Source organism: Agrobacterium vitis, from assembly GCF_014926405.1.
In the GTDB taxonomy this organism is placed as follows: Bacteria; Pseudomonadota; Alphaproteobacteria; order Rhizobiales; family Rhizobiaceae; genus Allorhizobium; species Allorhizobium vitis_H.
Window position 1 is genome coordinate 2,018,083 of the sequence record NZ_JACXXJ020000005.1, and the last position, 23,758, is coordinate 2,041,840.

21 protein-coding genes and 1 tRNA gene are annotated in these 23,758 nt (G+C 56.8%); 12 read left to right on the plus strand and 10 right to left on the minus strand.

What is annotated here, in order from left to right:
• The first annotated feature begins 214 nt into the window (after positions 1-214).
• From IEI95_RS20720 to IEI95_RS20730, 3 genes are all read left to right on the plus strand, one after another.
• Positions 215-859 carry an HD domain-containing protein gene (locus IEI95_RS20720; RefSeq protein ID WP_156535254.1) on the plus strand — a complete coding sequence of 215 codons (645 nt, stop codon included), beginning with the start codon at positions 215-217 and terminating at the stop codon, positions 857-859.
• A gap of 4 nt (positions 860-863) precedes the next feature.
• Positions 864-1,715 (plus strand): MOSC domain-containing protein, encoded by an 852-nt coding sequence (locus IEI95_RS20725; RefSeq protein ID WP_194416945.1) that lies wholly within the window; start codon positions 864-866, stop codon positions 1,713-1,715.
• A 530-nt stretch (positions 1,716-2,245) separates the two neighbouring features.
• Positions 2,246-2,509: a hypothetical protein gene (locus IEI95_RS20730; protein WP_071204728.1), complete on the plus strand. Its 264-nt coding sequence runs from the start codon at positions 2,246-2,248 to the stop codon at positions 2,507-2,509.
• Here the strand turns inward: IEI95_RS20730 and recO are convergent.
• Positions 2,428-3,222 carry a DNA repair protein RecO gene (recO, locus tag IEI95_RS20735; RefSeq protein WP_156535249.1) on the minus strand — a complete coding sequence of 265 codons (795 nt, stop codon included), beginning with the start codon at positions 3,220-3,222 and terminating at the stop codon, positions 2,428-2,430. The two genes, IEI95_RS20730 and recO, sit on opposite strands and share 82 nt — an antisense overlap.
• Positions 3,223-3,468: 246 nt before the next feature.
• On the opposite strand from recO, the gene IEI95_RS20740 reads away from it, so the two are divergent.
• Positions 3,469-4,569, plus strand: a complete 1,101-nt coding sequence (locus IEI95_RS20740) for an AbrB family protein (RefSeq protein ID WP_234891103.1) — start codon at positions 3,469-3,471, stop codon at positions 4,567-4,569.
• Between the two features lie 12 nt (positions 4,570-4,581).
• Here the strand turns inward: IEI95_RS20740 and era are convergent, their stop codons facing one another.
• The 6 genes from era to rpoZ all read right to left on the minus strand — a co-directional run bounded on the left by era (position 4,582) and on the right by rpoZ (position 10,834).
• Entirely contained in the window at positions 4,582-5,553 is a 972-nt protein-coding gene (gene era / locus IEI95_RS20745; RefSeq protein ID WP_156535245.1) for a GTPase Era, read from the minus strand.
• A 10-nt stretch (positions 5,554-5,563) separates the two neighbouring features.
• On the minus strand, positions 5,564-6,283 hold the full coding sequence (rnc, locus tag IEI95_RS20750) for a ribonuclease III (protein ID WP_156535243.1): 720 nt from the start codon (positions 6,281-6,283) through the stop codon (positions 5,564-5,566).
• Entirely contained in the window at positions 6,280-7,023 is a 744-nt protein-coding gene (gene lepB / locus IEI95_RS20755; protein WP_087727723.1) for a signal peptidase I, read from the minus strand. The genes rnc and lepB overlap by 4 nt, the downstream gene beginning before the upstream one ends.
• A 559-nt stretch (positions 7,024-7,582) precedes the next feature.
• Complete coding sequence (locus IEI95_RS20760; protein ID WP_015915454.1) at positions 7,583-7,735, minus strand: DUF3563 family protein; 153 nt, start codon at positions 7,733-7,735, stop codon at positions 7,583-7,585.
• Between the two features lie 301 nt (positions 7,736-8,036).
• Entirely contained in the window at positions 8,037-10,277 is a 2,241-nt protein-coding gene (locus tag IEI95_RS20765) for a RelA/SpoT family protein (protein WP_156535240.1), read from the minus strand.
• Between the two features lie 158 nt (positions 10,278-10,435).
• The gene (gene rpoZ, locus IEI95_RS20770) at positions 10,436-10,834 is read right to left on the minus strand and encodes a DNA-directed RNA polymerase subunit omega (RefSeq protein ID WP_015915452.1); all 399 of its coding nucleotides are present in this window, start codon (positions 10,832-10,834) and stop codon (positions 10,436-10,438) included.
• A gap of 311 nt (positions 10,835-11,145) precedes the next feature.
• On the opposite strand from rpoZ, the gene IEI95_RS20775 reads away from it, so the two are divergent.
• From IEI95_RS20775 to IEI95_RS20790, 4 genes are all read left to right on the plus strand, one after another.
• On the plus strand, positions 11,146-11,724 hold the full coding sequence (locus IEI95_RS20775) for a LabA-like NYN domain-containing protein (protein ID WP_015915451.1): 579 nt from the start codon (positions 11,146-11,148) through the stop codon (positions 11,722-11,724).
• A 653-nt stretch (positions 11,725-12,377) separates the two neighbouring features.
• The gene (locus tag IEI95_RS20780) at positions 12,378-13,892 is read left to right on the plus strand and encodes a methyl-accepting chemotaxis protein (RefSeq protein WP_156535238.1); all 1,515 of its coding nucleotides are present in this window, start codon (positions 12,378-12,380) and stop codon (positions 13,890-13,892) included.
• Between the two features lie 110 nt (positions 13,893-14,002).
• A complete protein-coding gene (locus IEI95_RS20785) occupies positions 14,003-15,076 on the plus strand; it encodes a trifunctional transcriptional activator/DNA repair protein Ada/methylated-DNA--[protein]-cysteine S-methyltransferase (RefSeq protein WP_156535236.1) in 1,074 nt (357 codons plus the stop codon).
• A gap of 232 nt (positions 15,077-15,308) precedes the next feature.
• A complete protein-coding gene (locus IEI95_RS20790) occupies positions 15,309-15,587 on the plus strand; it encodes a hypothetical protein (protein WP_156535235.1) in 279 nt (92 codons plus the stop codon).
• A gap of 161 nt (positions 15,588-15,748) precedes the next feature.
• Here IEI95_RS20790 and smpB read toward each other — a convergent pair whose 3' ends face one another.
• Together smpB and dapA are read right to left on the minus strand one after the other, a co-directional pair.
• Entirely contained in the window at positions 15,749-16,225 is a 477-nt protein-coding gene (gene smpB, locus IEI95_RS20795) for an SsrA-binding protein SmpB (protein WP_015915448.1), read from the minus strand.
• A 152-nt stretch (positions 16,226-16,377) separates the two neighbouring features.
• Entirely contained in the window at positions 16,378-17,262 is an 885-nt protein-coding gene (dapA, locus tag IEI95_RS20800; protein WP_015915447.1) for a 4-hydroxy-tetrahydrodipicolinate synthase, read from the minus strand.
• Positions 17,263-17,485: 223 nt separating this feature from the next.
• On the opposite strand from dapA, the gene IEI95_RS20805 reads away from it, so the two are divergent.
• Together IEI95_RS20805 and IEI95_RS20810 are read left to right on the plus strand one after the other, a co-directional pair.
• A complete protein-coding gene (locus tag IEI95_RS20805; protein ID WP_156535233.1) occupies positions 17,486-19,570 on the plus strand; it encodes a lytic transglycosylase domain-containing protein in 2,085 nt (694 codons plus the stop codon).
• 56 nt (positions 19,571-19,626) lie between these two features.
• The gene (locus tag IEI95_RS20810; protein ID WP_156535232.1) at positions 19,627-20,514 is read left to right on the plus strand and encodes an alpha/beta fold hydrolase; all 888 of its coding nucleotides are present in this window, start codon (positions 19,627-19,629) and stop codon (positions 20,512-20,514) included.
• 73 nt (positions 20,515-20,587) lie between these two features.
• Here the strand turns inward: IEI95_RS20810 and IEI95_RS20815 are convergent.
• A tRNA-Ser gene (locus IEI95_RS20815) sits at positions 20,588-20,677 on the minus strand.
• Positions 20,678-21,486: 809 nt separating this feature from the next.
• Between IEI95_RS20815 and IEI95_RS20820 the strand changes: the two genes are divergently transcribed.
• On the plus strand, positions 21,487-22,533 hold the full coding sequence (locus IEI95_RS20820; protein ID WP_156535230.1) for a porin: 1,047 nt from the start codon (positions 21,487-21,489) through the stop codon (positions 22,531-22,533).
• 136 nt (positions 22,534-22,669) lie between these two features.
• Positions 22,670-23,704 carry a porin gene (locus IEI95_RS20825; RefSeq protein WP_087727637.1) on the plus strand — a complete coding sequence of 345 codons (1,035 nt, stop codon included), beginning with the start codon at positions 22,670-22,672 and terminating at the stop codon, positions 23,702-23,704.
• Positions 23,705-23,758 lie beyond the last annotated feature (54 nt).

Sequence of the window (23,758 nt, forward strand, 5' to 3'; positions counted from 1 at the left end):
CTAGAAATTCAGGGTTTTCTAGAGGTTGAGTTGAAAAACGCTCAGCTGTTGCCGCGCGGGATCACGGAAATATGCGTCCTTGCGTACCGCTTTTCCACCCTGCGAAGGCCAGGGCAAAATCATGCGATTTTGAGGGTGGATTTATCCTTCAATCTCAGTGGATTTGGGCAATGATACAGCAGAACCAAGTGATTCCCTGCGAGAAGATGCCCCGATGATCACCACAGCCTTCACCCCTCATGAGCATCTTGCCAAATGGCTCCTGCCGCATGCCACTGAGGGCAATGACGGCTCGCATGACGCCGCCCATATTTTGCGCGTATTCAAAAACGCCATGCGCATTCACGCGCTCGAAGGCGGCGACAGTCAGGTTCTTGCCGCAGCCGTTCTGCTGCATGATTGCGTCTCCATGGAAAAGAACGCACCCAACCGCGCGGATGCGTCCCGCCTTGCCGCAAAGAAAGCTGAAGCAATCCTGGCTGACGACAGACAATGGCCAACAATCAGCATCCAATCGGTCTCCCACGCAATCCTCACCCATAGTTTTTCGGCCAATCTTGCGCCCGAAACGCTGGAAGCAAAAATCCTGCAAGATGCCGACCGGCTGGATGCCATCGGAGTGGTCGGTGCGGCGCGTTGTTTTTATATTGCCGGGCGGCTCGGCTCCGGCCTTTACGATCCAGCCGATCCGAAGGCCTTACAACGCCCGCTGGACGACAAGCGCTTTGCCATCGACCATTTTCAGACCAAGCTTTTCAAGCTGGCGGATGGCTTCCAGACCCCGACCGGGCAACATATGGCGCACGAGCGCCATGCCCGCCTACAGGCAATTTTCAGCGATTTTCTTGAGGAGATCTGATTCGATGTTTCTCTCCGACCTTTGCATCTATCCTTTAAAAAGCGCGCGGGGCCTCGCCCTGGGCCAAGCCGACATTCGTCCCGAGGGTCTTCGCCGCGACCGCCAGTTGATGCTGGTGGAGCCCTCAGGGCATTTCGTCACCCAACGAGAACTGCCGGAACTGGCCCGGCTGGATGTGCGTCTGGATGGGGAGTTTTTATACCTGCGACTCGATGACGGTCGCAGCATTAGCCTGTCACTGAAAAGTTTTACCAGCCGCAAATCGGTCACGGTCTGGCGGTCATTGGTTGATTCGGCCTTGGCTGATCCCGCCGTCAACGAAACCTTGTCGCAATGGTTCGGCAGGCCGCTCGAACTGGTGTTCTTCGATGAGCGGGCCTCGCGCCTGGCCAATGCAGACTGGGCCGGACCAGACACGCCCGTCACCTTTGCCGATGGCTATCAGGTGTTGATCACCACGACAGCCTCGCTCGACGCGCTGAATGCCGATATGGAATCCCATGGGGAAGGCATGGTTGCCATGGACCGCTTCCGGCCCAATATCGTCATCGACGGCGCACTGCCCTGGGAAGAGGACCAATGGGCCAGCATCGCCATCGGCGGATTACGCTTCGATCTCGTCAAGCCCTGCGCCCGCTGTATCATGACAACACAAGATCAAAAGACCGGATCGCGGTCCGGCCCCTCGCCGCTTGCTGCCATGGGACGGCTTCGAATGTCAGGCGATAAGCGCGTTCCCGGTCCGCTGTTCGGCTGGAACGCTATTCCCCGCGCTATCGGCACACTGCGCCTTGGCGATACTGTTGAGGTGCTGGAAAGGCGACCGGAAGGCATTGAACTTAGGAAACGCCGGTAAACGGTTCTCTTAACCGACAGATATTTTGCATAAAAATCCAATATTTCAATTTTAACGGGAATTTTTTCTGACTTTTTGCGACTGCGCAGATTTTGCCGCAATGCGAACGCTATTTTCCGAAATGGGGCATTTGGGATTCATTTTGCCATGAAACCTTCATATTCAATCGATCACAAAAATATATTTTGTTTTTGATTGGAGCGCCATTGACGGATCGACCCATTGATCTTACCTTCAACGCTGTCGACAAGGTGGTGATACACGCTACCAGGATCTGTCAATCAGACAGGAAATCCATCGACACGTGTTCAATGTAGAGCCGGTTCCATAACCGGCTCCCAGGCAAGGAGGTAAAGCATATGCGCAGACTATCGCACCATGCGGCGCGCTCCTCGCATCTATGCCCGCTTGGCGTGAGAGGCGTTATGATGATGTCTTTCATTTGCTGTCGAATGTGACGCGTTCTTAAAACAAGACACCACAATTGATCGACTATTGGCCTGCGTATCAAAGCGGGCGGGGATATGACTATGGAAAAACAAGTTATTGAATATGCCGGTGTTCCGGTTGGAATCAGCGTCCCGGAAGGCAACCGGGTCAAATTTATCGCCGTGAAATTTCCAGTCATTGATCTGGATGGCGGCGTTTATAGCAATGTCACCGAACTGCAACGCGCCATCCGCACGCATATGAAAAAATCCGACGAGAATGCCTATGGCACCCTCACCGGTTTCGGGGCAGCTCCACCCAGCACACTCTCATCCGGCGTCTCCAAGGCTTTCAGCGCCGCCTGACAGAAACCATCGCGCGCGGCTCCAGCCGTGAGCCCGCGCGGTTCATACACATGTCTTTGTAGAAAATAACCGGTCAGCCGGAAGGCCTGTTGCAGGGCCTGCGCATCGGCCTGTTTGTCTTTGCCGACGCACGGCTCCGGTTGCAGGAAAACCGGAAGAGTAAGAAGGCGATCCGCATAGGGCAGACCGGCGGCATGGGAAACCGCTCTTCCCGTTTTCGGCGAGACGAAAACCAGATCCTGACGCCCACCGGTGGCTGCGCAGGCTGTCAAGTCCAAGCCGAAACCAAGATCGTTCAGGATTGCCAGTTCAAAGCGGATGAACAATTCACCTGCCGACGCGGGTTCATGCAGGTGATCGAGAATAATATTCATCGCTTCATACAAATGCCCATGCGGCTCGCGCTCCGGCAGCAGCCGCAGCAGAGACGCAAGCGCCTGCACGCCATAGACCGCCGTGGCCGAACTCATCAGATGACCAGCCCGCAATTGCAAAGGCTCGACGCGGAAATCGCCCAGATGCTCTTCCAGCCGCGCCCGCCAGGTGACTTCCACGACATTGCCCGGCTGCAACACCGGCTGCATGGTGCGTGATCGCCCGCCCCGCACCAGACCGAGATGGCGGCCCCGCGCCAATGTCATCATTTCGGCAATGACGCTGGTTTCGCCATGCCTGCGCACACCCAACACAATTGCCTGATCGGTCCATTCCATAGATTGTTTTTATACCAGAGCGATGATGTTCGCCCGTAAAAAATCGGGATATTCCCCTTGATCTGGTCCCAAGCGCGCTATTCTTATGGCCGATGGAAGCATGGCAGCCATGCGATAGTCTTCGTGCCAGAATTTCACATGGCGTTGAGAAGAAGATCGCCCTATACAAAACCCGCCCTTTTCAACCTGCGGCATGCTGCACTTCAGCGCCGTATCCCTGGTTCAGATCCCGCAAGACGGCATGACATGACCCCAATGGACACGAAAAACACCGAACCCGCCTTGGGCGATGGCCGGCTGACAGCGCTTCCATCCGCGCTCAAATGGATGCTGCTGCTGCTCTTGTCGCTGCTGGTCGCCGGGGCTTTGGAATATGTCCGCTTCCCGGCAGCGCTTCTGCTTGGGCCGATGATCGCCGCTATCGTGTTTGCCACCAATGGCGCAAGACTTTCCCTCCCGCGCCCGCCCTATATCGCCGCCCAGGCTCTAGTGGGCTGCATGATCGCCGAGTCGCTGAATGGCGATATCCTGCGACGGTTCTTGCAGGATTGGCCGCTGTTTATCGGCGCGACGCTGTCGGTGATCGCGCTCAGTTCACTGCTCGGCTATATCATGGCGAAGCGCCAGGTTCTGCCGGGGACCACAGCGGTTTGGGGCAGTTCCGCCGGAGCGGCCTCAGCTATGGTGCTGATGGCGGAAGCTTACGGCGCCGACACAAGGCTGGTTGCCTTCATGCAATATCTGCGGGTGGTCTGCGTGGCCTCGGCGGCTGCGGCCATGGCGGCCTTCGTTTTCAATATCGCCGGCGCGGAGCCACCACCCCTGGTGTTTTTCCCTGAAACTGATTGGCAAGCTCTGGCCCTGACGCTGGCGGTGACCGCTGCGTCCACTGCCGCCGGTCACTATCTGAAAATCCCGGCAGGCACGATGCTGGTGCCAATGCTCGTCATGGCCGTGCTAAATTCCTTCGGACTGGTGAAGATCGAACTGCCGCTCTGGCTGCTCGCCGTCGCCTATGCCATGGTGGGTTGGCGCATCGGGCTGGCCTTCAGCCGCCGTCTTTTGCTGCATGCAGCCAAGGCGGCACCACAGGTTGCCCTGTCGATCCTGATCCTGATTTCCTTTGGCGGCTGTCTGGCTTTTCTGCTGTGGTATCTGCTCGGCGTCGATCCGCTGACCGCCTATCTCGCCACCAGCCCGGGCGGGCTGGATTCGGTGGCGATCATTGCCGCCACCACCCATGTGGACCTGCCCTTCGTGCTGGCCCTGCAAACGGCACGCTTCCTGATGATCCTGGCGCTCGGCCCGTCGATTTCAAAGTTCATCGCCAACCGGATCAAGCAATAACCCGAAAAGCGGTTAGTCCCTCGGAAATTCCAGGCCCATTTCGCGGAATCGTTCGGGATCGTTGCCCCAGTTTTCACGGACTTTCACGAACAGGAACAGGTGAACCGTCTGTTCGAGAATTTCCGACATTTCCTTGCGCGAACTGGTGGAGATCGACTTGATGGCATCGCCATTCTTGCCAAGCACGATCTTCTTCTGGCTGTCGCGCTCGACATAGATCACCTGCTCGATCCTGACCGAGCCATCCTTGCGTTCTTCCCATTTCTCGGTTTCGACATGAGAAGAATAGGGCAATTCCTGATGCAGGCGCAGGAAGAGTTTTTCACGGGTGATTTCCGCCGCCAGCTGGCGCATCGGCAGGTCGGAAATCTGATCCTCAGGATAGTACCAGGGGCCTTCCGGCAGGTAATCGGACAGATAATCCATCACGTCCTGGCAACCAGAACCGTTGGTGGCGGAGATCATGAAGGTACGCTCAAACTTCACCGCCTCGTTGGCGGTGGAGGCCAATTTCAACAGGTCTTCATGACGAACCTGGTCGATCTTGTTCAGCACCAGGATTTTCGGCTGATGCACATCCTTCAGCGCTTCCAGAATGGCTTCGCCATCGCCGCGCAATCCGCGTTCACTGTCGATCAGCAACAGGATCACGTCAGCATCCTTGGCCCCGCCCCAGGCGGATGTCACCATGGCGCGGTCCAGCTTGCGGCGCGGCTTGAAAATGCCAGGCGTATCCATGAAGACGATCTGCGCATTGTTATGGATGGCGATGCCGCGCATGACGGCGCGCGTCGTCTGCACCTTGTGGCTGACGATCGACACCTTGGCACCCACAAACCGGTTCACCAAGGTCGACTTGCCGGCATTGGTGGGACCGATCAAGGCAACGAAGCCAGAATGGGTCGGCCGAACCACAGCCGCATCTTCAGCGACGGTGTCTGCGATCTGGCCATCGCCAGTCGGTTGGTTTTCATGCTCGGTCATTGTCATCCAATCAATCTGAGGCGGTGGATCTCGTCCACACGCCTTCTCTTTCCAGAAACCGGGTCGCCGCCGCTTGTTCTGCGGCGCGCTTCGACCGGTCAATTCCGGTTTCCGGCTCCAGCTTGCCGATTTCAACCGTGACCGTGAAGCTGGGATCATGATCCGGTCCAGAGCGGTCCGCAACCCGATAGACAGGTGTCACGGCAAATTTCGCGTGTGCCCATTCCTGTAGCTCGGTCTTTGCGTCACGCCGACCGGCATCCTGCCGGGAGGCACGCTCAGCCCAGAACTTCAACACGAAGGCACGCGCCGCTTCCAGCCCGGCATCAAGATAAATGGCGGCAATCAGGCTTTCCACCACATCGGCCCGCACATTCAGCATATTCTTGTCTGTCAGCTTTTTGACGTCGGCACCGGTGCGGATATAGCGATGCAGCTGAATTTCATCGGCCACCGCCGCACAGGTCTCCGCGCTGACCAATTGGTTCAGCCGCACCGACAACTCGCCTTCGGTGGCAGCGCGAAACACCTTGAACAAATGCTCGGCCACGCAAAGGCCAAGCACCCGGTCGCCCAGGAATTCCAGGCGCTCATAATCGCTACCTTTAGCAGGCCTGGCACTGGAATGGGTCAGCGCCTTATCCAGCCGTTCCTTGCCGATAAAGTGGTAGCCGATCACGGCCTCCACTTTTTCGCGTTCTTCAGCAGTCAGGGCCTTGGGAGCCTTCATTGAACAACCTTGAACAAACGGTCCCACCGCATATTGGACGGCCATTTCCAAATTTCACGGAAGGACGTGTTGTTGCCAAGCGAGAAGAAGATCACCGACGCACGGCCAATGAGGTTTTCAGCCGGAACGAAGCCGACATCAAAACGGCTATCGGCGGAATTGTCGCGGTTGTCGCCCATCATGAAGTAGTGACCGGCGGGAACGGTGAATTCGCGGGTATTATCGCCAGCTGAATTCTGGATTTCATCCAGCGTGTCGTAATTGACACCATTATCAAGCGTTTCGCGGAAGACCGGCACGTCGCGCCCGGCATCCATCCGGTAATCGGAGGTGAAGGTTCCGTCCGGCACTTTGGGTATCGGCTTGCCGTTCACCAGCAACACGCCATCGGTCACCTGGATACGGTCGCCCGGCAGGCCGACAAGGCGCTTGATATAATCAATGTCAGGATTGGGCGGAAAGCGGAAGACAACGACATCGCCGCGCTTGGGCTCACTCGCCAGAATACGGCCGGAGAACAGATCGAGGGAAAAAGGCAGCGAATATTTCGAATAGCCGTAGGAGAACTTGTTGACGAAGATATAATCACCCACCAGCAGCGTCGGCATCATCGAGCCGGACGGAATGGTGAAAGGCTGGAACAGCACGGTGCGGATCACCATGGCAAGCACCAGCGCCTGAATGATGACCTTGATGTTCTCCCAAAGGGCATTCTGCTTCTTTTCGACTTTATCCGTCACGCCGGTCTCTTTCATAATTCGTCAGTCTGACGTTTCTCTAGTCGTTTCAGGCCGAACCGGCAACGGCAAAACCGTTGCATCACGCGCTTGCGTCCCGATAACACGACAGGAGCGCACACGGATCAGACAATTATCGTTGAGAAACGAGCCTTACGAGAAAAGGCGGCATAGGTCGGGGTCGTCGGTCTTCATCACAGTGCTGCCGATGCGCAGCCGATAGACCAAGCAATCCAAGTTAAACACCTGGCCAAGTTAAACACTTGGCCAAGATATATAACCGTTACGGAGGCGAGCTTATTCCCGGAAAAACATCAGGAATAAAAATTTGATATGAGCTGATTTGATATTTTGATATCAAGCAGCACCCGAACGCATCTCGTTCGTCGGCGAGACCACCCAAAGATGATGGTCACGTATCAGGAAACACGACGTGGCTGGATTTGCCTCGTCTTTCATTCACAAGCCCCGGCAAGACCGCGACCATCTTTTTCATCATCCAATTCCACTTCACCCGGCATAGCTGATTTCACAGGTCAGCCATGCGCCCGGCGTATAGCGATTAACGGATGCGACGGAACAGGCCACCATCGATTTCGCGCTGGCGATATTCCAGGTCGAGGCGGTCATGGGCAGCGTTCAGGTAAGCCATTTCACGTTCCTGGGCAGTCGGGACGCGCAGGGCGCGGGCAAATTTGCGAATAGGACCAAACATTGTCTTATCTCTCTGTGTTTGTTTCGATGACCTCAATATACGAGTGCACTGCACAAAGAACCAGAGACAAGGCGCGTTGCCAGCCATGCGCATAATGCATGGCATCGTTAAAAACCGTGAAATTTAGCCAGAAACTGCACGAAATTTGATCAGAAACAAGGCTCCGATGTCAAAACATTGGCAGCACCGACGAAGCGGACAGTGAGCATTTACAGCGCCGTGCGTGTTATAAAACACAGCGATGACGCTGTACCGCTTTGTATCGGCAGCATAATTTCAATCGAAGTTGGCAATCCAAGCCTCAGTCATAGACCCGCTTGGCGGTTGCCACGCAATCCAGCTCCTTGAGCTGGGACAAAAGCTGGTTGAGCTGACGCAGATCCCAGACATCCAGATCGAAGGCCATTTCGGTGAAATCGGCAGCGACGCGCATCATGGACAGAAGCCGGATATTGATGTCCAGCCCGGCAATCAATTGCGCCACCTTGGCCAGCGTACCCGGCTCGTTGATGGCATTGATCAGGATGCGGGAATGGAAGCGCGATTTGTTGGCCTCATCCAGATCCCAGCGGACGTCGATCCAGCGTTCCGGCTCGTCATCGTATTTCTGCAAGGCAGACGCCTGGATCGGATAGATGATGATCCCCTTGCCGTCTTCCATGATGCCGACAATCCGGTCACCGGGAACGGCACCGGCTGCGGAGAAATGCACTTCGAGATTACCAGCGAGCCCTCGGATCGGCAGCGGATCCAACTCCTCCGCAAGACTGCCATCGGCAGGCTTCGCGGCGTCAGACGCCTTCTTGCCTTGCGGCAGCTTGAACATCATGCCGCTGGCCGAGCGCATATTGAACCAGCCATCGTCCATGGCAGGCTTTACCGTAACACGCTCGTCCTGGTAATCAGGGAATACGGCGCGCAGCACATCAAGCGAAGACACTTCGCCGCGACCGACTGCCGCGATGGCATCCTCGACATCCTTATGGCCCAGTCGGTGCAGAACCGGTTTCAGGATCTCGCGGGAAAAGGTCTTGGCGGCACGCTCGAACGTGCGCTCGAGGATTCGGTAGCCGAGGCCGGAATATTGCTTGCGGATCGCCATGCGGGTGGCCCGGCGGATGGCGGCGCGGGCCTTGCCCGTGACGACAATCTCTTCCCAGGCCGCCGGCGGCACCTGCACGCCGGAGCGAATGATCTCCACCTCGTCGCCATTGGCCAGACGGGTGACCAGTGGCATGATCCGGCCATTGATCTTGGCGCCAACAGTGGTATCGCCGATATTGGTATGAACGGCATAGGCAAAATCAATCGGCGTAGCGCCCCGCGGCAGGGCAATCAGCTTGCCCTTCGGGGTGAAACAGAACACCTGGTCCTGGAACAGTTCCAGCTTGGTATGCTCAAGAAACTCTTCCGGATTGTTGGCTTCCGCCAGAGCCTCGATGGTGTGGCGCAGCCAGGAATAGGCATTGCTTTCGCGTGACAGCAGCTCTCCTTCGCCACCGCCCTCACCATCCTTGTAAAGCGCATGGGCGGCAATACCATATTCGGCGATTTCATGCATCCGCCGCGTGCGGATCTGCAACTCGATACGCTGGCGCGACGGGCCGACGATGGTGGTGTGCAGCGACCGGTAGTCGTTCTGCTTCGGTGTCGAGATATAGTCCTTGAACCGGCCAGGTACCACCCGCCAGCGGGTGTGGACAATGCCGAGCGCCCGATAGCAGGCCGCAACGCCATCGACCAGGATGCGAAAGCCATAGACATCCGAAAGCTGCTCGAAGGACAGCGATTTGGACTGCATCTTGCGAAACACCGAATAGGGTTTTTTCTGGCGCCCCTTCACCGACGCCTGGAGCAGGCCATTGGCGACCAACAGTTCGCTCAACTCGTCTTCGATCTTCTTGATCAGGCCTTCATTGCGTCGGGAAAGCTCTTCCAGCCGCTTTGTAACAGTCTCGTAAGCTTCGGGATTGATATAGCGGAAGGACAGATCCTCCAGCTCGTCGCGCATGTCCTGCATGCCCATGCGACCGGCCAGCGGCGCATAGATTTCCATGGTTTCCTCGGAAATCCGGGCGCGCTTGTCGGGGCGCATATGCTCCAGCGTGCGCATATTGTGCAGGCGATCGGCCAGCTTGACAAGCAGAACCCGCACATCGTCGGAAATCGCCAGCAACAGCTTGCGCAGGTTTTCGGCCTGCTTGGCTTTCTTCGTGACAAGGTCGAGTTTCTTGAGCTTGGTCAGGCCTTCGACGAGCCGGCCGATATCCTCGCCGAACAATTCGTCGATTTCGGCCCTGGTCGCCGTGGTATCCTCGATCGTGTCATGCAGGAGGGCAACCGCGATAGTGGACTCGTCCAGATGCATTTCGGTGAGGATGGCGGCCACTTCCAGCGGATGGGAAATATAGGGATCGCCGCTGGCTCGCTTCTGCTGGCCATGTTTCTGCATGGCGTAGACATAGGCCTTGTTGAGCAACGCTTCGTTGGCGTCGGGCTTGTACTTCTGTACCCGCTCCACGAGCTCATACTGCCGCATCATGCCAAGGCTACTCCATCAATCGAAAATCAGGCCACAACAACGCTGGTCGAAGACGCACTCTCAAAAGAAAAAGCGCGCCAACCTTCCGATTGACGCACAGAGAGTTTGAAAGATCGGACCACCTCAAGACCGGTACGCCGATCTTGAGACTTCGGCAATCAGTAATCGTCGCTCTTTTCCGGCGGGACAAGGCCCTCGATGCCGGCCAGCAGCTCTTCTTCCGACATCTGGTCGAAGGCTACGGTTTCCGGCATTTCGTCCTCGTCTTGCGAGCCACTGGTCAGCTGGCCTTCGGCAATGGAGGCAGCATCCTGTTCCGGCTCGTCGACTTCGACATGCTTTTGCAGGGAATGGATCAGATCTTCTTTCAGATCATCAGGCGACAGGGTCTCGTCAGCAATTTCGCGCAGGGCAACGACAGGATTCTTGTCATTGTCGCGGTCGATGGTGATCTGAGCGCCCTGGGAGATCTGACGGGCGCGATGGCTTGCCAGCAGAACCAGTTCGAAACGGTTATCGACCTTGTCGATGCAATCTTCCACGGTGACGCGTGCCATGGTCTGTCCTTCTTTTTACTATTTAGTCCTGGGGCTTTTAATATTTATTCCTGAGGGATTGACAGACCGGATACATGTATTATCGCCGGAGTTCAAGTTTTTCCTGAGCGTCGTTTCAGCCAGACTCAACCTAGAAATTGTAAAAAAAATTGGAAACTCATAAAGATTCAATCAACAGGCGGTTGGAATATGCTCTATCGCTGGATACATAATTCATATATGATTAAATCATAATACATTGAGTCGGGTTGGAACCCGAGGCTGGCCATACATGATGCCGCGCTAATGTATATAACAAAGGATGTTGAAGGATGTTTGATCCGAGAGAAAAAATAGCGCTTTTCATAGATGGCGCAAATTTATATGCGGCTTCCAAAAGCCTTGGTTTCGATATCGACTACCGCAAGCTGCTCAAAGCATTTCAGAAGCGTGGCTATCTGCTGCGCGCTTACTATTATACCGCGTTGATCGAAGACCAGGAATATTCGTCGATCCGTCCGCTGATCGATTGGCTGGACTATAACGGCTACAAGGTCATTACCAAGCCGGCCAAGGAATTCACCGATTCCATGGGCCGCCGCAAGGTCAAGGGCAACATGGATATCGAACTGGCCATCGATGCGATGGAACAGTCCGAAACTGTGGATCATCTGGTCATCTTTTCCGGCGACGGCGATTTTACCACGCTGGTCGAAGCCCTTCAGCGCAAGGGCCGCAAGGTTTCCGTGGTTTCGACTATGTCGACCCAACCGCCGATGATTGCCGACGACCTTCGCCGCCAGGCAGATCATTTCATCGATCTCGTATCGTTGAAGGCTGAAATCGGTCGCGATCCAAGCGAACGGCCGATGCGCCAGGTCGAACCCATGCTGGCCGAGCCGCAGATCTGATCGCCGATAGCGCCGTGCCAAATATGGCGCACTCAGCTTAGCTGTAGCGCTTTTATTTGTTGCACAATGAGACGACCCTGGGTCAGCCAGGGTCCCCTCAACCACGGTCGGGCACATGTCTTTTCCTGCATTATTCAGGGACATAAACTGATGGTTGCCACGCAACCGCCCTGCCGTTTGCTTTCTTGATAAAAAATATTCCGGCTCAAATAAGACGCGATACACGCATAGCGGATCGCGACACGACTGTATCTATTAGATATTCGGCAACGTAAGCTCTGCGTATTTTAAGGGTTTTTGCGATAAAATCTTGGTTTACCCGCTCCTGCGGCTAGACGCTGGCGACCGCCTTATTATCCTATTGTTAAATTTCTGGGCGTTAACATTTCCATGGGAGGTGAGATCCTAACGGATCCACAACCGGGAGAATAATGACCGAAAACACAACCATAGCGCGTCTCTAGGCTGAGTATTTTTCCTCGGATAGCGACAGAAGGCTCGAGGCGCCACCTCTTGCATCCTGTCTTCAACACCTTGGACAAAATGGGATGTAGCGGAGACCTCGCGTTATGGCAAAGCGCAACGCCGATCTCCGTGTTGAATGGCTGACGATCGTGCATTTGTAAAACAGGATAAGTGAACCAGGGTGTTTCATGACTAATGCAACCGATGACAATGGCGAACTTCACAAGCGAATGGCTTTCCTCAAGCTGACGGCAAGCGATCTGCAGGTCGTCGCCGGCTTGCAGCCGATCATTGCCCATTCCATCGGTCCGACGCTGGATATCTTCTACCAAACCGCCAAACAGCATCCGGAAGCGGCGAAGTTCTTTTCCAGCGACAGCCATATCGAACATGCCAAACAGAAACAGATCAAGCATTGGAGCCATCTGCTTTCCGGCCATCTGGATGGTGCTTATGTTGCCTCGGCAACCACGATTGGCCGCACCCATGCAAAGCTGGGCCTTGACCCGCGCTGGTATATCGACGGTTACGGGCTAATTCTCTCAGGCCTGGTCACCGGCGTGCTGGAAGCAGAGATGCGTGGAACGCTGTTTGGCAGCCGATTGAAAGGCGCCATTCCAAAAATCTCCGCGCTGATCCGCGCCACGATGCTGGATATGGATTTCGCCATTTCCACCTATGGTGAAGCATTGAGCGAGGAGCGCAGCAAAATTGCCGCGGAGCGCGCCAGAATCGAAGAAGAACAGCAACAGGCTCTGAGCGCCCTGGACAATGCATTGGCAGCGCTCAGCAACGGCAATTTGACCGCACAGATCACCACGCCGCTTGCGCCACAATACGAGGCCTTGCGCGGCAATTTCAACAAGGCCGTCGCCACCCTGGCGGGCGCTTTCGACGAAATCAGCCACGAGGCAGGCCAGGTCAATGCCAATACCCGTGAACTGACCCGGGCGACCGACGACATGGCCAAGCGCACCGAACAACAGGCCGCCGCCCTCGAAGAGACGGCTGCGGCGCTGGAGGAAATCAGCGTGATTGCCAAGCAATCGGCGCAGCGCAGCCGCGAAGCCCAGACGGTGGCCAGCCATGCCGCAGAGGCCGCCGGCAAATCCGGCGAGATCGTCGGCAATGCGGTCGCGGCCATGAGCGCCATCGAGGACAGCTCGACCAAGATTTCCTCGATCATCAGCGTCATCGACGAAATTTCCTTCCAGACCAACCTGCTGGCGCTGAATGCCGGGGTGGAAGCCGCACGGGCGGGCGAGGCAGGCAAGGGTTTCGCAGTCGTGGCCCAGGAAGTGCGTGAACTAGCACAGCGCTCCGCCAATGCCGCCAAGGAAATCAAAACGCTGATCGACCGCTCGTCGAAAGACGTCGCCAATGGCGTGGCCCTGGTCAACCAGACCGGCGACGTCTTGCGCACCATCAGCGATCAGGTTCGTGAAGTGGACGGACATATTGCAGCCATAGCCCAGGCCGCCCAGGAACAGGCATCCGGCATGAATGAAATCAATGCCGCTATTTCCAGCATGGACCAGTTGACTCAGCAGAATGCCTCGATGGTGGAGGAAACCAACGCCTCAACCCATACGCTGCAAGGCGTATCCGACCATCTGGCATCACTGCTGGCCCGTTTCCAGACGCAAGGGACGAAGGCGCATACGCCACGGTCCGGGGCCTATCACCAGAGCTACGCGGCCTGACGACCGGATAAAAATGAACCGAGTTATTCAGCCAGAACATTTTTGAAAACGGGCATATCCATGCCCGTTTTTCGGCGGCGGAGTCCGGTGGAATGACGTAAAACCTGTTCATGCTGTTCAAACAACCTTCCGACGACACCCTCTACGCCGCACTGGTCGCCAAAGATGCGTCCTATGACGGCTTCGCCTATGTCTGCGTCACCTCGACACGGATTTTCTGCCGTTTCACCTGCACGGCGCGCAAACCCAAACCGGAAAATTGCCGGTTCACAGACACCATCGCCGCCTGCCTTGAAGGCGGCTTTCGCCCTTGCAAGCGCTGCCGCCCGCTTCTTGCCTATGGCCACGCCGATCCACTGGTGAAAACCCTGCTAGATCTTCTGGATGCCGATCCTGGCCGCCGCTGGCAGGAAGCAGACGTCGTTGCACTCGGTCATGATCCATCCACGGTCCGGCGCGCGTTCAAGCGTCGGTTTGGGATCAGCTTCATCGAAATGGCGCGATTGCGCCGGATCAGCCTTGGCACCGAAGTCCTTGCCGCTGGCGAGACTGTGATCGAAGCGCAGATGGAGGCTGGATATGAATCCGGCAGCGGCTTTCGTGCCGCCATCACCCAATTGCTCGGCAATGCTCCGGCACGGATGAAGGACCTCGACCTGCTCAAGGCTGACTGGATCGACACGCCGGTCGGGCCGATGCTGGCGATTGCCGACGATCACGCGCTGCATCTGCTCGAGTTTGCCGACCGGCCTGCCCTGCCCACGGAACTGAACCGTCTGAAGGAACGACAAGGCTGCGGAGTAACAATTGGGCGAACCGCCGTGACCGAACAGATTGCGGCAGAACTGGCACGCTATTTCAGCGGCGATCCCAATGGATTCCAAACCCGGGGATTCCAAACCCGGCTGGCCGGACATGGAACGCCATTCGAGCGCGATGTGTGGCAAGCGCTGCGGCACATTCCGGTGGGGGAGACCTGTAGCTATTCAGAGCTGGCGACATCCCTTGGTCGTCCAAGCGCCGTGCGGGCTGTGGCGCGGGCAAATGGAGCAAACCAGATCGCTATCGTCATACCATGCCACCGCGTCATTGGCGCGGATGGCAGCCTCACCGGCTATGGCGGCGGGCTGTGGCGCAAACAGTGGTTGCTCAATCACGAACGACGCGTAAAACACAACTCATAAGCGTTGCTGATCGTTGTCATTCAAAACATTCGCTGGACGATTTGACGCATCTCGGTCATTTTTCGCGCGTCCACTGGCAGCCAGAGTATTTCCAGGAAAAGGGAAAACCTCCCTGTTTCCATGATGGATAACAAGGCTCTCGGCCTGCCACCTTTTCACCCCTCACCCATCGCTTGTCTGCGTCGTCGAGACGCAGGCTCCTGTCCTCGTGCCCGCTTGAAAGGAAAAGATCATGCGCACGACAGAACCGACGAAAAACAGTGTTGTCCTGGCCCCCAGAGGCGGTTTCACCCGTCGCTTTGCGATGGCCTATCGCTGGATCGCTTCGGGACTGGCGCGCCGTGCCTTACGCCGGGGCAATGGAAAGCCGAGCAACCACATAAGTGAGTTGAATGCGCATCAATTGCGCGATATCGGCCTCGACGAAAGGGACATCTCGTCCCGGGAGGAGCAGGAGCGGCACGCCCGGCTGGCGGCCTATGCCTTCCTTATCGGGATGCACGGGCGGTAAAACTCATGCCATGCCTGTCAAAGCGCCGTACGAGAGTCTGTCAGGTTCAAATTGAACCAGACAGACTCTAGATTCTTTTGTTTTCGTTGTCTTTTCGGGAAAACCGGGTTCCACTTTTCCCTGACAAACTCTATGCGGCGCTTTGACAACTTACACGCATCTCAGCCCGTCTTCAGCAACCGGCTTTTCTGCCGGTTCCAGTCGCGTTCCTTCTCGGTCTCGCGCTTGTCATGCAATTTCTTGCCCTTGGCCAAGGCCAGTTCCAGCTTGGCGCGGCCTTTTTCGTTGAAATAGATTTTCAACGGCACCAGCGTCATGCCTTCGCGATTGATGGCAACGCGCAGCCGGTTGATCTCGCGCTTGTTGAGCAGCAATTTGCGGCGACGGCGCGGTTCATGGTTGAAACGGTTGGCCTGAAGATATTCCGGCAGATGCGAATTGATCAGCCAGATTTCCTCACCCTCGTCCGAAGCATAGGATTCGGCAATATTGGCCTTGCCTTCACGCAGAGACTTGACCTCCGTGCCGGTCAGCATGATGCCAGCCTCGTAGGTATCGATGATCTCATAGTTAAACCGCGCCTTGCGGTTTTCCGCGACGATCTTGTTTACGGTGCGCTGGCTGCCTCTGGGTGCCATGAACTCTGTCCAATCCGACCTATGCTTTTTGCTTTTTCTTACCGCCGGCGGGTTACTGCTCCGGTCTGTCAGGACTTATGTAATACAGCAGTACCCGTAATGGAAGAAGCCGGAGCCAATGTGTACTCCGGCCCAGCCCTCAATTGATGATCTCAGTTCATCAGTCCCGCATGCTGAAGGGCCGCGTCGATTGCGGCTTCGGTAGAGGCTTCCAGTGTCGACAGCAGCGGCAGGCGGGCGGTCCGGCCCATCCGACCGAGCTGAGACAGGGCATATTTCGCCCCGCAAAGACCTGGCTCCAGGAAAATTGCCTTATGCAGCGGCATCAGCCGGTCCTGGTAATCAAGCGCCTTGGCGAAATCCCCGGCCAGCGTCGCTGCCTGGAACTCGGCGCACAGGCGCGGCGCGACATTGGCCGTCACCGAAATGCAGCCAACCCCACCATGGGCGTTGAAACCCAGCGCGGTCGCATCCTCGCCGGACAGCTGGATGAAATCGCGCCCGCAGGTGATCCGCTGTTCGGAAACCCGCTCCAGCTTGCCGGTGGCGTCCTTGACGCCGACAATGGTTTTATGGGCCTGGGCCAGCTTGCCCATGGTTTCCGGGCTCATGTCGATCACCGAGCGCGGCGGAATATTGTAGATGATGATCGGCAGGGAGACCGCCTGCGCAATCGCCGAGAAATGTGCGATCAGCCCCTTTTGAGTCGGCTTGTTATAATATGGCGTCACCACCAGCACGGCATCAGCCCCGGCCTTTTCAGCGTGCTGGGCGAGATCGATGGCTTCCATCGTATTATTGGAGCCAGCGCCGGCAATCACCGGAACCCGCTTGGCGGCCACTTCGATGCACAGCTCCACCACCCGTTTGTGCTCGGCATGGGTCAGGGTTGGCGATTCGCCTGTCGTGCCGACCGGCACCAGGCCGGAACTGCCTTCGGCGATCTGCCATTCGACATGAGCGGCAAAGGCTTTCTCGTCAATCGCCCCGGTTTCGGTGAACGGCGTGACAAGCGCGGGCATGGAACCCTGGAACATGCATAGAACTCCCAACAGCCGCCAATCCCTGGTCAGCCGTAAATGTGCAATCAAACGGGGGCACATTACTGCTAGGCCCGCACCGGTACAAGCACGGTTCGGCCGGTTTTATGACAGTTTTTCAATGCGGAATTTTCGTCGCATTGACGCCATTTCATTAAGCATTCATTAATCGGGGTCAGAGTTAATGGGAGCTATGCGCATTTTCCGGACGAGTTTGCCGATGAAACGGACCATTTTGCTCAAGCTTGCCCTGTCCATAGGTGTGGCGGCGCTGGCGCCTGCCGGTGTGTCCTGGTCCCAGCCGCTCCTGGGTGGCGAGGATGTGCCAGCACCTGCCAACCGTCCGGCAGCGCTTTCGGCCTCTTCCGCATCCTCTGTTTCTGGCGACATTACCGGCTCCATCCCGGTTGTCACGCCCATGCCGGTCGAACGGTCGCCACTGAAATCCGGCCTCGACGCGCTGTCGGACCGCAACGGAGCGCTGGCGCTGTCGATTCGCGATGCCATGCCTCAAGGGCTGGACCGGCATATGCTGACATGGTCGATTGCCATGTCCGGCCTTGCTGGTATCCCTTCCTCAGAAATTGCCAATGCCCAACGCGAGCTGAAAGGCTGGCCGGGGCTTTCCGCGTTCCGCGCCAATTCGGAAAAAGCGCTGTTGCGCGAAAACCCACCAGCGCCGGATGTGTTGGCAGCCTTCGGAGAGACCAAGCCGGAAACGGCAGAAGGCACGATCATCCTGACCCGCGCCCTGGTGGCAAGCGGCAACCGCAGCCGCGCCGTTTTCATCCTGAAAGACCTGTGGCGCAGCCAGCCACTGGAGATTGCCACCGAAGACCGCATCCTGAGCGAATTCGGCGGTTTGTTGACCCGCGCCGATCACAAGCTGCGGATGGATTATCTGATGTATCGCGGCCGCACCGCCCAGGCCAAGCGCTTCGCCTCGCTTGGCGATGCGCAGGCTCTTTATGTCGCCTGGATGGCCGTTAACAGCCGTTCTCCAAAGGCCGTGGCGCTGATCCAGGCCGCCAGCGCACGGTTTGGCAATGATCCCGCATTGCTGTTCGTCAAGACCGAGTATCAGCGCCGTCAGGACAATTACCAGGAAGCGGCAAAGCTGCTGGCGCTTGTGCCCAGAGACGCGTCACGATTGGTCAATCCGGGCGAATGGTGGAATGAACGGCGCATCGTGGCGCGCGGCCTTGCCGATGACGGCAAATACCGGCTGGCCTATCAGGTTGCCGCTGGCTATACCGCCACCGACCCGGTCGATATCGTCGATGCCGAGTTTCATGCGGGCTGGTATGCCCTGCGCGGCCTCAATGATCCAAAAACCGCAGCCCAGCATTTTCGCCGGATTGTCGAGGCATCGAACCGGCCCCTCTCGGCCTCGCGCGCCTATTACTGGCTGGGGCGTGCCGATGAAGCGCAAGGCAATCCGACCGCAGCGAGGCAGGATTTCGTTCGGGCTGCCGATTATCCCGGCACATTCTATGGACAATTGGCAGGCGCCCGCCTGAAGCAGACACGGCTCGACATTCGCTACCCCACACCGACGGACGAAGACCGGCGTCGCTTCGCCAGCCGGGAAGCCATTATCGCTATTGATCGCTACAAGGCCGCCGGTCACGAATGGCGCGGCGCAAGCCTTTACCGGGCCTTGGCCGAACAATTGCAAAGCCCTGGAGAACTGGCGCTTCTCGCCTCCAAGGCCGAACGCGCTGGCAATCACCAATTGTCCTTGCAGGTGGGCAAGACCGCCTATGGCCGTGGCATCAACGTGCCAGCCCTCGCCTTTCCTATCGGGGTCATTCCGGCTTCCGCCAATATCGCTGGTTCCGGCAAAGCTATGGCCTATGCCATTGCCCGCCAGGAAAGTGCCTTCAACCCGGCAGCCGTATCCGCCGCCAATGCCAAGGGCCTGTTGCAACTGATGCCCGCCACGGCCAAGGCCGTCGCCAAGCGTCATGACATGGCATTTTCCCCTGATCGGTTAACCCAGGACCCAGCCTATAACGCCACGCTTGGTGCCCATTATCTGGGTGAACAGATCGATGCTTTCGGCGGCTCCTATATATTGACGTTCATTGCCTATAATGCCGGACCGAAGCGGGTGCCGGAATGGATCAACCGCTATGGCGATCCGCGTGGTATGCCAATCGATGACGTCGTCGACTGGATCGAGCGCATCCCCTTCCCCGAAACGCGCGGCTATGTACAACGCGTCATGGAAAACTACCAGATCTACAAGACCCGGCTGGGGCAGACCGCAGATATCGAGCACGATCTTCGCTATGGCCGCTGACGGTGGATAGTGGATAGTGGATAGTGGATAGTGTGACGACAACAGGAGTTCACGGCATGCAACACCTGGAGAATGGGACCTTTCAAGACCGGACGGTTACAGCCGCCGACGGTATCCAACTGTTCGTGCGCGATTACCAAGCCAGCAGCGATACTCATCTGGCCTCCCTGCCCCCGATCGTCTGCCTGCCCGGCCTGACCCGCAATCACCGTGATTTCACGCCCCTGGCGCAACGGCTTGCTGCGGGCGGAAGACGGGTGATCTGCATCGATTCGCGCGGTCGTGGCGGCTCTGGGCGAGATCCGGACCCGAAGAACTACAATCTTTTGACGGAAATGGCCGATGTGGTCGCAGCGCTGGACGAGTTGGCCATCGCTCAGGCGGATTTTATCGGCACATCCAGAGGCGGGCTTCTGCTGCATTTCCTGGCCGTCATGCATTCCAGCCGTATTCGCCGCGTGATTCTCAACGATGTGGGACCGGTTCTCGAAAAAGAGGGCCTAATCGCCATCCGTGATTACTTGGGCAGTGGTGGCGGACCAAAGACCTGGGCCGATTGCCCCGCCTATCTCAAATCCGTGCATGGCTTGACGTTTCCGGTGCTGGAACAGCAGGACTGGGAAGACATGGCGCAAGCACTCTACCGGGACGAAAACGGTATTCCCGTCGCCGACTACGATCCCGCGATTGCCGCGCAAATCTCCAGCATCGATTTCAGCAAGCCCATCCCGGATCTATGGGTGCAATACGAGGCGCTGGCCCCCTTCCCCCTGCTGATCATTCGCGGTGAGCATTCGCAACTGCTATCGAAGCAGGCAAGCGAATCAATGATCGCTCGCCATCCATCGGCCAGCCTGGTCATCGCCAAGGGCCAGGGCCACGCGCCCTTGCTGCACCTCATGCCGCTTGCAGACGAGATCGAGCGGTTCCTGAGCGGCAGGTAAAACGATAACGCGTTCAACGACAACAGCGCGCCGTTGCGATTGTTATGACATGACTGAATGGAAGTTTGTTTAATGGCGGAGAGGATGGGATTCGAACCCACGATACCATCTCTGGTATACTCCCTTAGCAGGGGAGCGCCTTCGACCACTCGGCCACCTCTCCGGTGCGGTCTGATTATGTCGTCGTAGATTCGATTGCAAGCGCTTTTCGCCAACTTCCACGATAAAGGCGCCATTTCCTCATAACAAACAAAGCAAACCGCACACCATTGTGCCAGCCTGGACAATTCCGCCATACTCGCCCCCGGCGACAATGCTGCTCTGTCTCGTTTTGATTGCCCTTAATTGCCCTTATAAGAAGACTGCCCTTATCAGAAGGCGGGCGCACTCTCCCTGTAACAAGCGGGCCCTGTAACAAGCGGGCTGCATGCGCGAACCTCGTCAGGTAACGAGCGACACCGCGATTGGTTGAGAGAATCGCTAGAGTCTAAAATAGAATCGCCACCGATTCCGGCTGTCCTCAGTCCGATTTTGCTACACTGCGAGCCGAAGAGGCTGTTGAAAACATCGTCTCACCTTGAAGCGACTTTGCAGCAGATCGCCTTCAAATAGCACTCGTCGGCACCGAATCGCCCGGATTTGCCGCATTTCGGATGAGGTCGGAATTCAAGCCGGTTTTCAGTTGATTGACGTTAGCCTTTGTTTTTCAAAGTGTTTCTTAACAAAGAGTAAACAAATGCCCCGCTTCGGCCATAGCTTTGTGTCCTTTCAGCAACATCAAACAGGGAAGGCTATGGTGAAACTGCCCCGTTTGCCGTTTGTCGATTGCAAGCGCAGCAGCGTTTTGTATTTTCAAATCCAGAAGCGAGGCGGTGGATCGTCCGTTTCATACGTTAACGGGAATGGGGGCAGGAAATGCTGTCCTTCAGCCAAACAAGCCCAGACCCTAATGAAACTTGACTGGAGGTCATTATGAACATCAAGAGCCTTCTTCTCGGCTCCGCTGCGGCTCTCGCAGCAGTATCCGGCGCCCAGGCAGCAGACGCTATCGTTGCTGCTGCTCCGGAACCAGCTGAATACGTCCGCGTTTGCGACGCCTTCGGCACTGGCTACTTCTACATCCCCGGCACCGAAACCTGCCTTCGCGTTAAGGGCTATGTCCGTTTCGAAGTTCAGGGCAACAGCAACGACGGCGACTCGTCCTGGTCGGGTAACCGCGACTGGAACTCTCGTACTCGTGGCCTCGTCACTTTCGACGCCAAGAACGACTCTGAAATCGGCACGATCGGCTCCACCATCACTGTCCGCACCTGGGCTGATGAAAACGGCGGCAGCCTCGAACTCGACGAAGCCTTCATCACTGTTGCTGGCTTCCAGGTTGGTGAATTCTACAACTACTTCGATACGGGCCTCTCCGGTGAAACCGATGACCTCGGCTCGAACCGTCTGAACTCGATCGCTTACAACTACAAGTCCGACACCTTCTTCGCCGGCATCGCTGTTGACGAACTGACTGGCTACTACAGCCGTCCACGTGACCTCAGCCAGGCTGATGCTTACGGCCAGAACAAGCGCGTTGGCATTGAAGGCCAGGTTGGCGGTTCTTTCGGTCCAGTAACAGCAACCCTGTTGGGTGGCTGGGACGCAGTTGCTAACGACGGCGCTGTTCGTGTGATCGCAACCGCAAACCTCGGTCCTGGCGTGCTCGGCGTCGCTGGCCTGTACTCGACCGGCGTTTCGGCTTACTACGACAAGGCTGAGTGGACGGTTGCTGCTGAATACGCAGCAAAGATCACTGACAAGCTGACCCTGACTCCTGGCGTTCAGTACTTCGCTAACACCCAGGTTGACGGTAGCGGCGATTACACCGGTCGTGACATCTGGAAGGGTGGCTTGACGCTGGACTATAAGCTGGCGCAAGGCCTGACCACCAAGGTTTCCGCTCAGTACCAGGATCATTCCTGGAACAACAGCGACGACGTATGGTCTGGTTTCGTTCGCTTGCAGCGTTCGTTCTAATTATCTCTTAGGAGATAAGACTAAGACTAGGCCCCGCTGGAATTCGGGGCCTAGTCAGTATGCCGGGGGGCAAACAACAAGAGCGGTTCATAGAGAGAATATCTCTATTTCCTAAACGACAAACTGGAGATCAAAAATGAATATTAAGGGCCTTCTTCTCGGCTCCGCTGCGGCTCTCGCAGCAGTATCTGGCGCACAGGCTGCTGACGCTATTGTTGCCGCCGCCCCCGAACCTGCTGAATACGTCCGCGTTTGCGATGCTTTCGGCACTGGCTACTTCTACATCCCTGGCACTGAAACCTGCTTGAAAATCAGCGGCTACGTTCGTTTCGAAGTTCAGGGCGCAAGCAACAACAGCCTGGGCGATGATCGTAACTGGAATGCTCGTACGCGTGGCCTCGTTACTTTTGATGCCAAGAACGACTCCGAACTCGGCACGATCGGCTCCACCATCACGGTCCGCACCTGGGCTGATGAAAACGGCGGCAGCCTCGAACTCGACGAAGCCTTCATCACTGTTGCTGGCTTCCAGGTTGGTTCCTTCTACAATCCTTGGGATAGCGATCTGTCCGGTGAAACCGACGATATCGGTTCGAACCGTCTGAACTCGATTGCTTACAAGTACAAGGCTGACAATTTCTTCGTATACGGTTCGGTTGACGAACTGACGGGTTACTACAGCCGTACTCCGGCTGCTGGCTCTGATCCGTACAGCAAGAACAACCGCGTTGGTCTTGAAGCTCAGATCGGCACGACCTACGGTCCGGTTACTGCAAACCTGCTCGGTTCTTGGGACTTCGCAACCAGCAACGGTGCTGTCCGCGGCTTGGCAACAGCTGAAGTTGGTCCTGGCGAATTCGGTATCGCTGCGATCTACTCGACCGGCGCAAGCACCTATTACGACCTCAGCAAGTGGACTGTTGCTGCTCAGTACGCTGCAAAGATCACTGACAAGTTGAGCCTGACTCCTGGCGTTCAGTACTGGGGCGAAACTCAGGTTGACGCCGATGGCGATTACTTCGGTCGCGACATCTGGAGAGCTGGTCTGACGGTTGACTACAAGCTGGCTGAAGGCCTGACCACTAAGGTTTCGGCTCAGTACCAGGACCACGATTGGGATGGCAACGACGACGTTTGGACGGGCTTTGTTCGTCTGGAACGCAAGTTCTGATCGATTGTTGATCTTCAGTTGACAATTGCCTCCGGGTTTACGCCCGGAGGTTTT

What these genes read in the sequence shown, in the direction of transcription:
- IEI95_RS20720 (WP_156535254.1), top strand. Translation starts at nt 215, where the DNA reads ATGATCACCACAGCCTTCACCCCTCATGAGCATCTTGCCAAATGGCTC.
- IEI95_RS20725 (WP_194416945.1), top strand. Translation starts at nt 864, where the DNA reads ATGTTTCTCTCCGACCTTTGCATCTATCCTTTAAAAAGCGCGCGGGGC.
- IEI95_RS20730 (WP_071204728.1), top strand. Translation starts at nt 2,246, where the DNA reads ATGGAAAAACAAGTTATTGAATATGCCGGTGTTCCGGTTGGAATCAGC.
- recO (WP_156535249.1), bottom strand. Translation starts at nt 3,222, where the DNA reads ATGGAATGGACCGATCAGGCAATTGTGTTGGGTGTGCGCAGGCATGGC.
- IEI95_RS20740 (WP_234891103.1), top strand. Translation starts at nt 3,469, where the DNA reads ATGACCCCAATGGACACGAAAAACACCGAACCCGCCTTGGGCGATGGC.
- era (WP_156535245.1), bottom strand. Translation starts at nt 5,553, where the DNA reads ATGACCGAGCATGAAAACCAACCGACTGGCGATGGCCAGATCGCAGAC.
- rnc (WP_156535243.1), bottom strand. Translation starts at nt 6,283, where the DNA reads ATGAAGGCTCCCAAGGCCCTGACTGCTGAAGAACGCGAAAAAGTGGAG.
- IEI95_RS20760 (WP_015915454.1), bottom strand. Translation starts at nt 7,735, where the DNA reads ATGTTTGGTCCTATTCGCAAATTTGCCCGCGCCCTGCGCGTCCCGACT.
- IEI95_RS20765 (WP_156535240.1), bottom strand. Translation starts at nt 10,277, where the DNA reads ATGATGCGGCAGTATGAGCTCGTGGAGCGGGTACAGAAGTACAAGCCC.
- rpoZ (WP_015915452.1), bottom strand. Translation starts at nt 10,834, where the DNA reads ATGGCACGCGTCACCGTGGAAGATTGCATCGACAAGGTCGATAACCGT.
- IEI95_RS20775 (WP_015915451.1), top strand. Translation starts at nt 11,146, where the DNA reads ATGTTTGATCCGAGAGAAAAAATAGCGCTTTTCATAGATGGCGCAAAT.
- IEI95_RS20780 (WP_156535238.1), top strand. Translation starts at nt 12,378, where the DNA reads ATGACTAATGCAACCGATGACAATGGCGAACTTCACAAGCGAATGGCT.
- IEI95_RS20785 (WP_156535236.1), top strand. Translation starts at nt 14,003, where the DNA reads ATGCTGTTCAAACAACCTTCCGACGACACCCTCTACGCCGCACTGGTC.
- IEI95_RS20790 (WP_156535235.1), top strand. Translation starts at nt 15,309, where the DNA reads ATGCGCACGACAGAACCGACGAAAAACAGTGTTGTCCTGGCCCCCAGA.
- smpB (WP_015915448.1), bottom strand. Translation starts at nt 16,225, where the DNA reads ATGGCACCCAGAGGCAGCCAGCGCACCGTAAACAAGATCGTCGCGGAA.
- dapA (WP_015915447.1), bottom strand. Translation starts at nt 17,262, where the DNA reads ATGTTCCAGGGTTCCATGCCCGCGCTTGTCACGCCGTTCACCGAAACC.
- IEI95_RS20805 (WP_156535233.1), top strand. Translation starts at nt 17,486, where the DNA reads ATGAAACGGACCATTTTGCTCAAGCTTGCCCTGTCCATAGGTGTGGCG.
- IEI95_RS20810 (WP_156535232.1), top strand. Translation starts at nt 19,627, where the DNA reads ATGCAACACCTGGAGAATGGGACCTTTCAAGACCGGACGGTTACAGCC.
- IEI95_RS20820 (WP_156535230.1), top strand. Translation starts at nt 21,487, where the DNA reads ATGAACATCAAGAGCCTTCTTCTCGGCTCCGCTGCGGCTCTCGCAGCA.
- IEI95_RS20825 (WP_087727637.1), top strand. Translation starts at nt 22,670, where the DNA reads ATGAATATTAAGGGCCTTCTTCTCGGCTCCGCTGCGGCTCTCGCAGCA.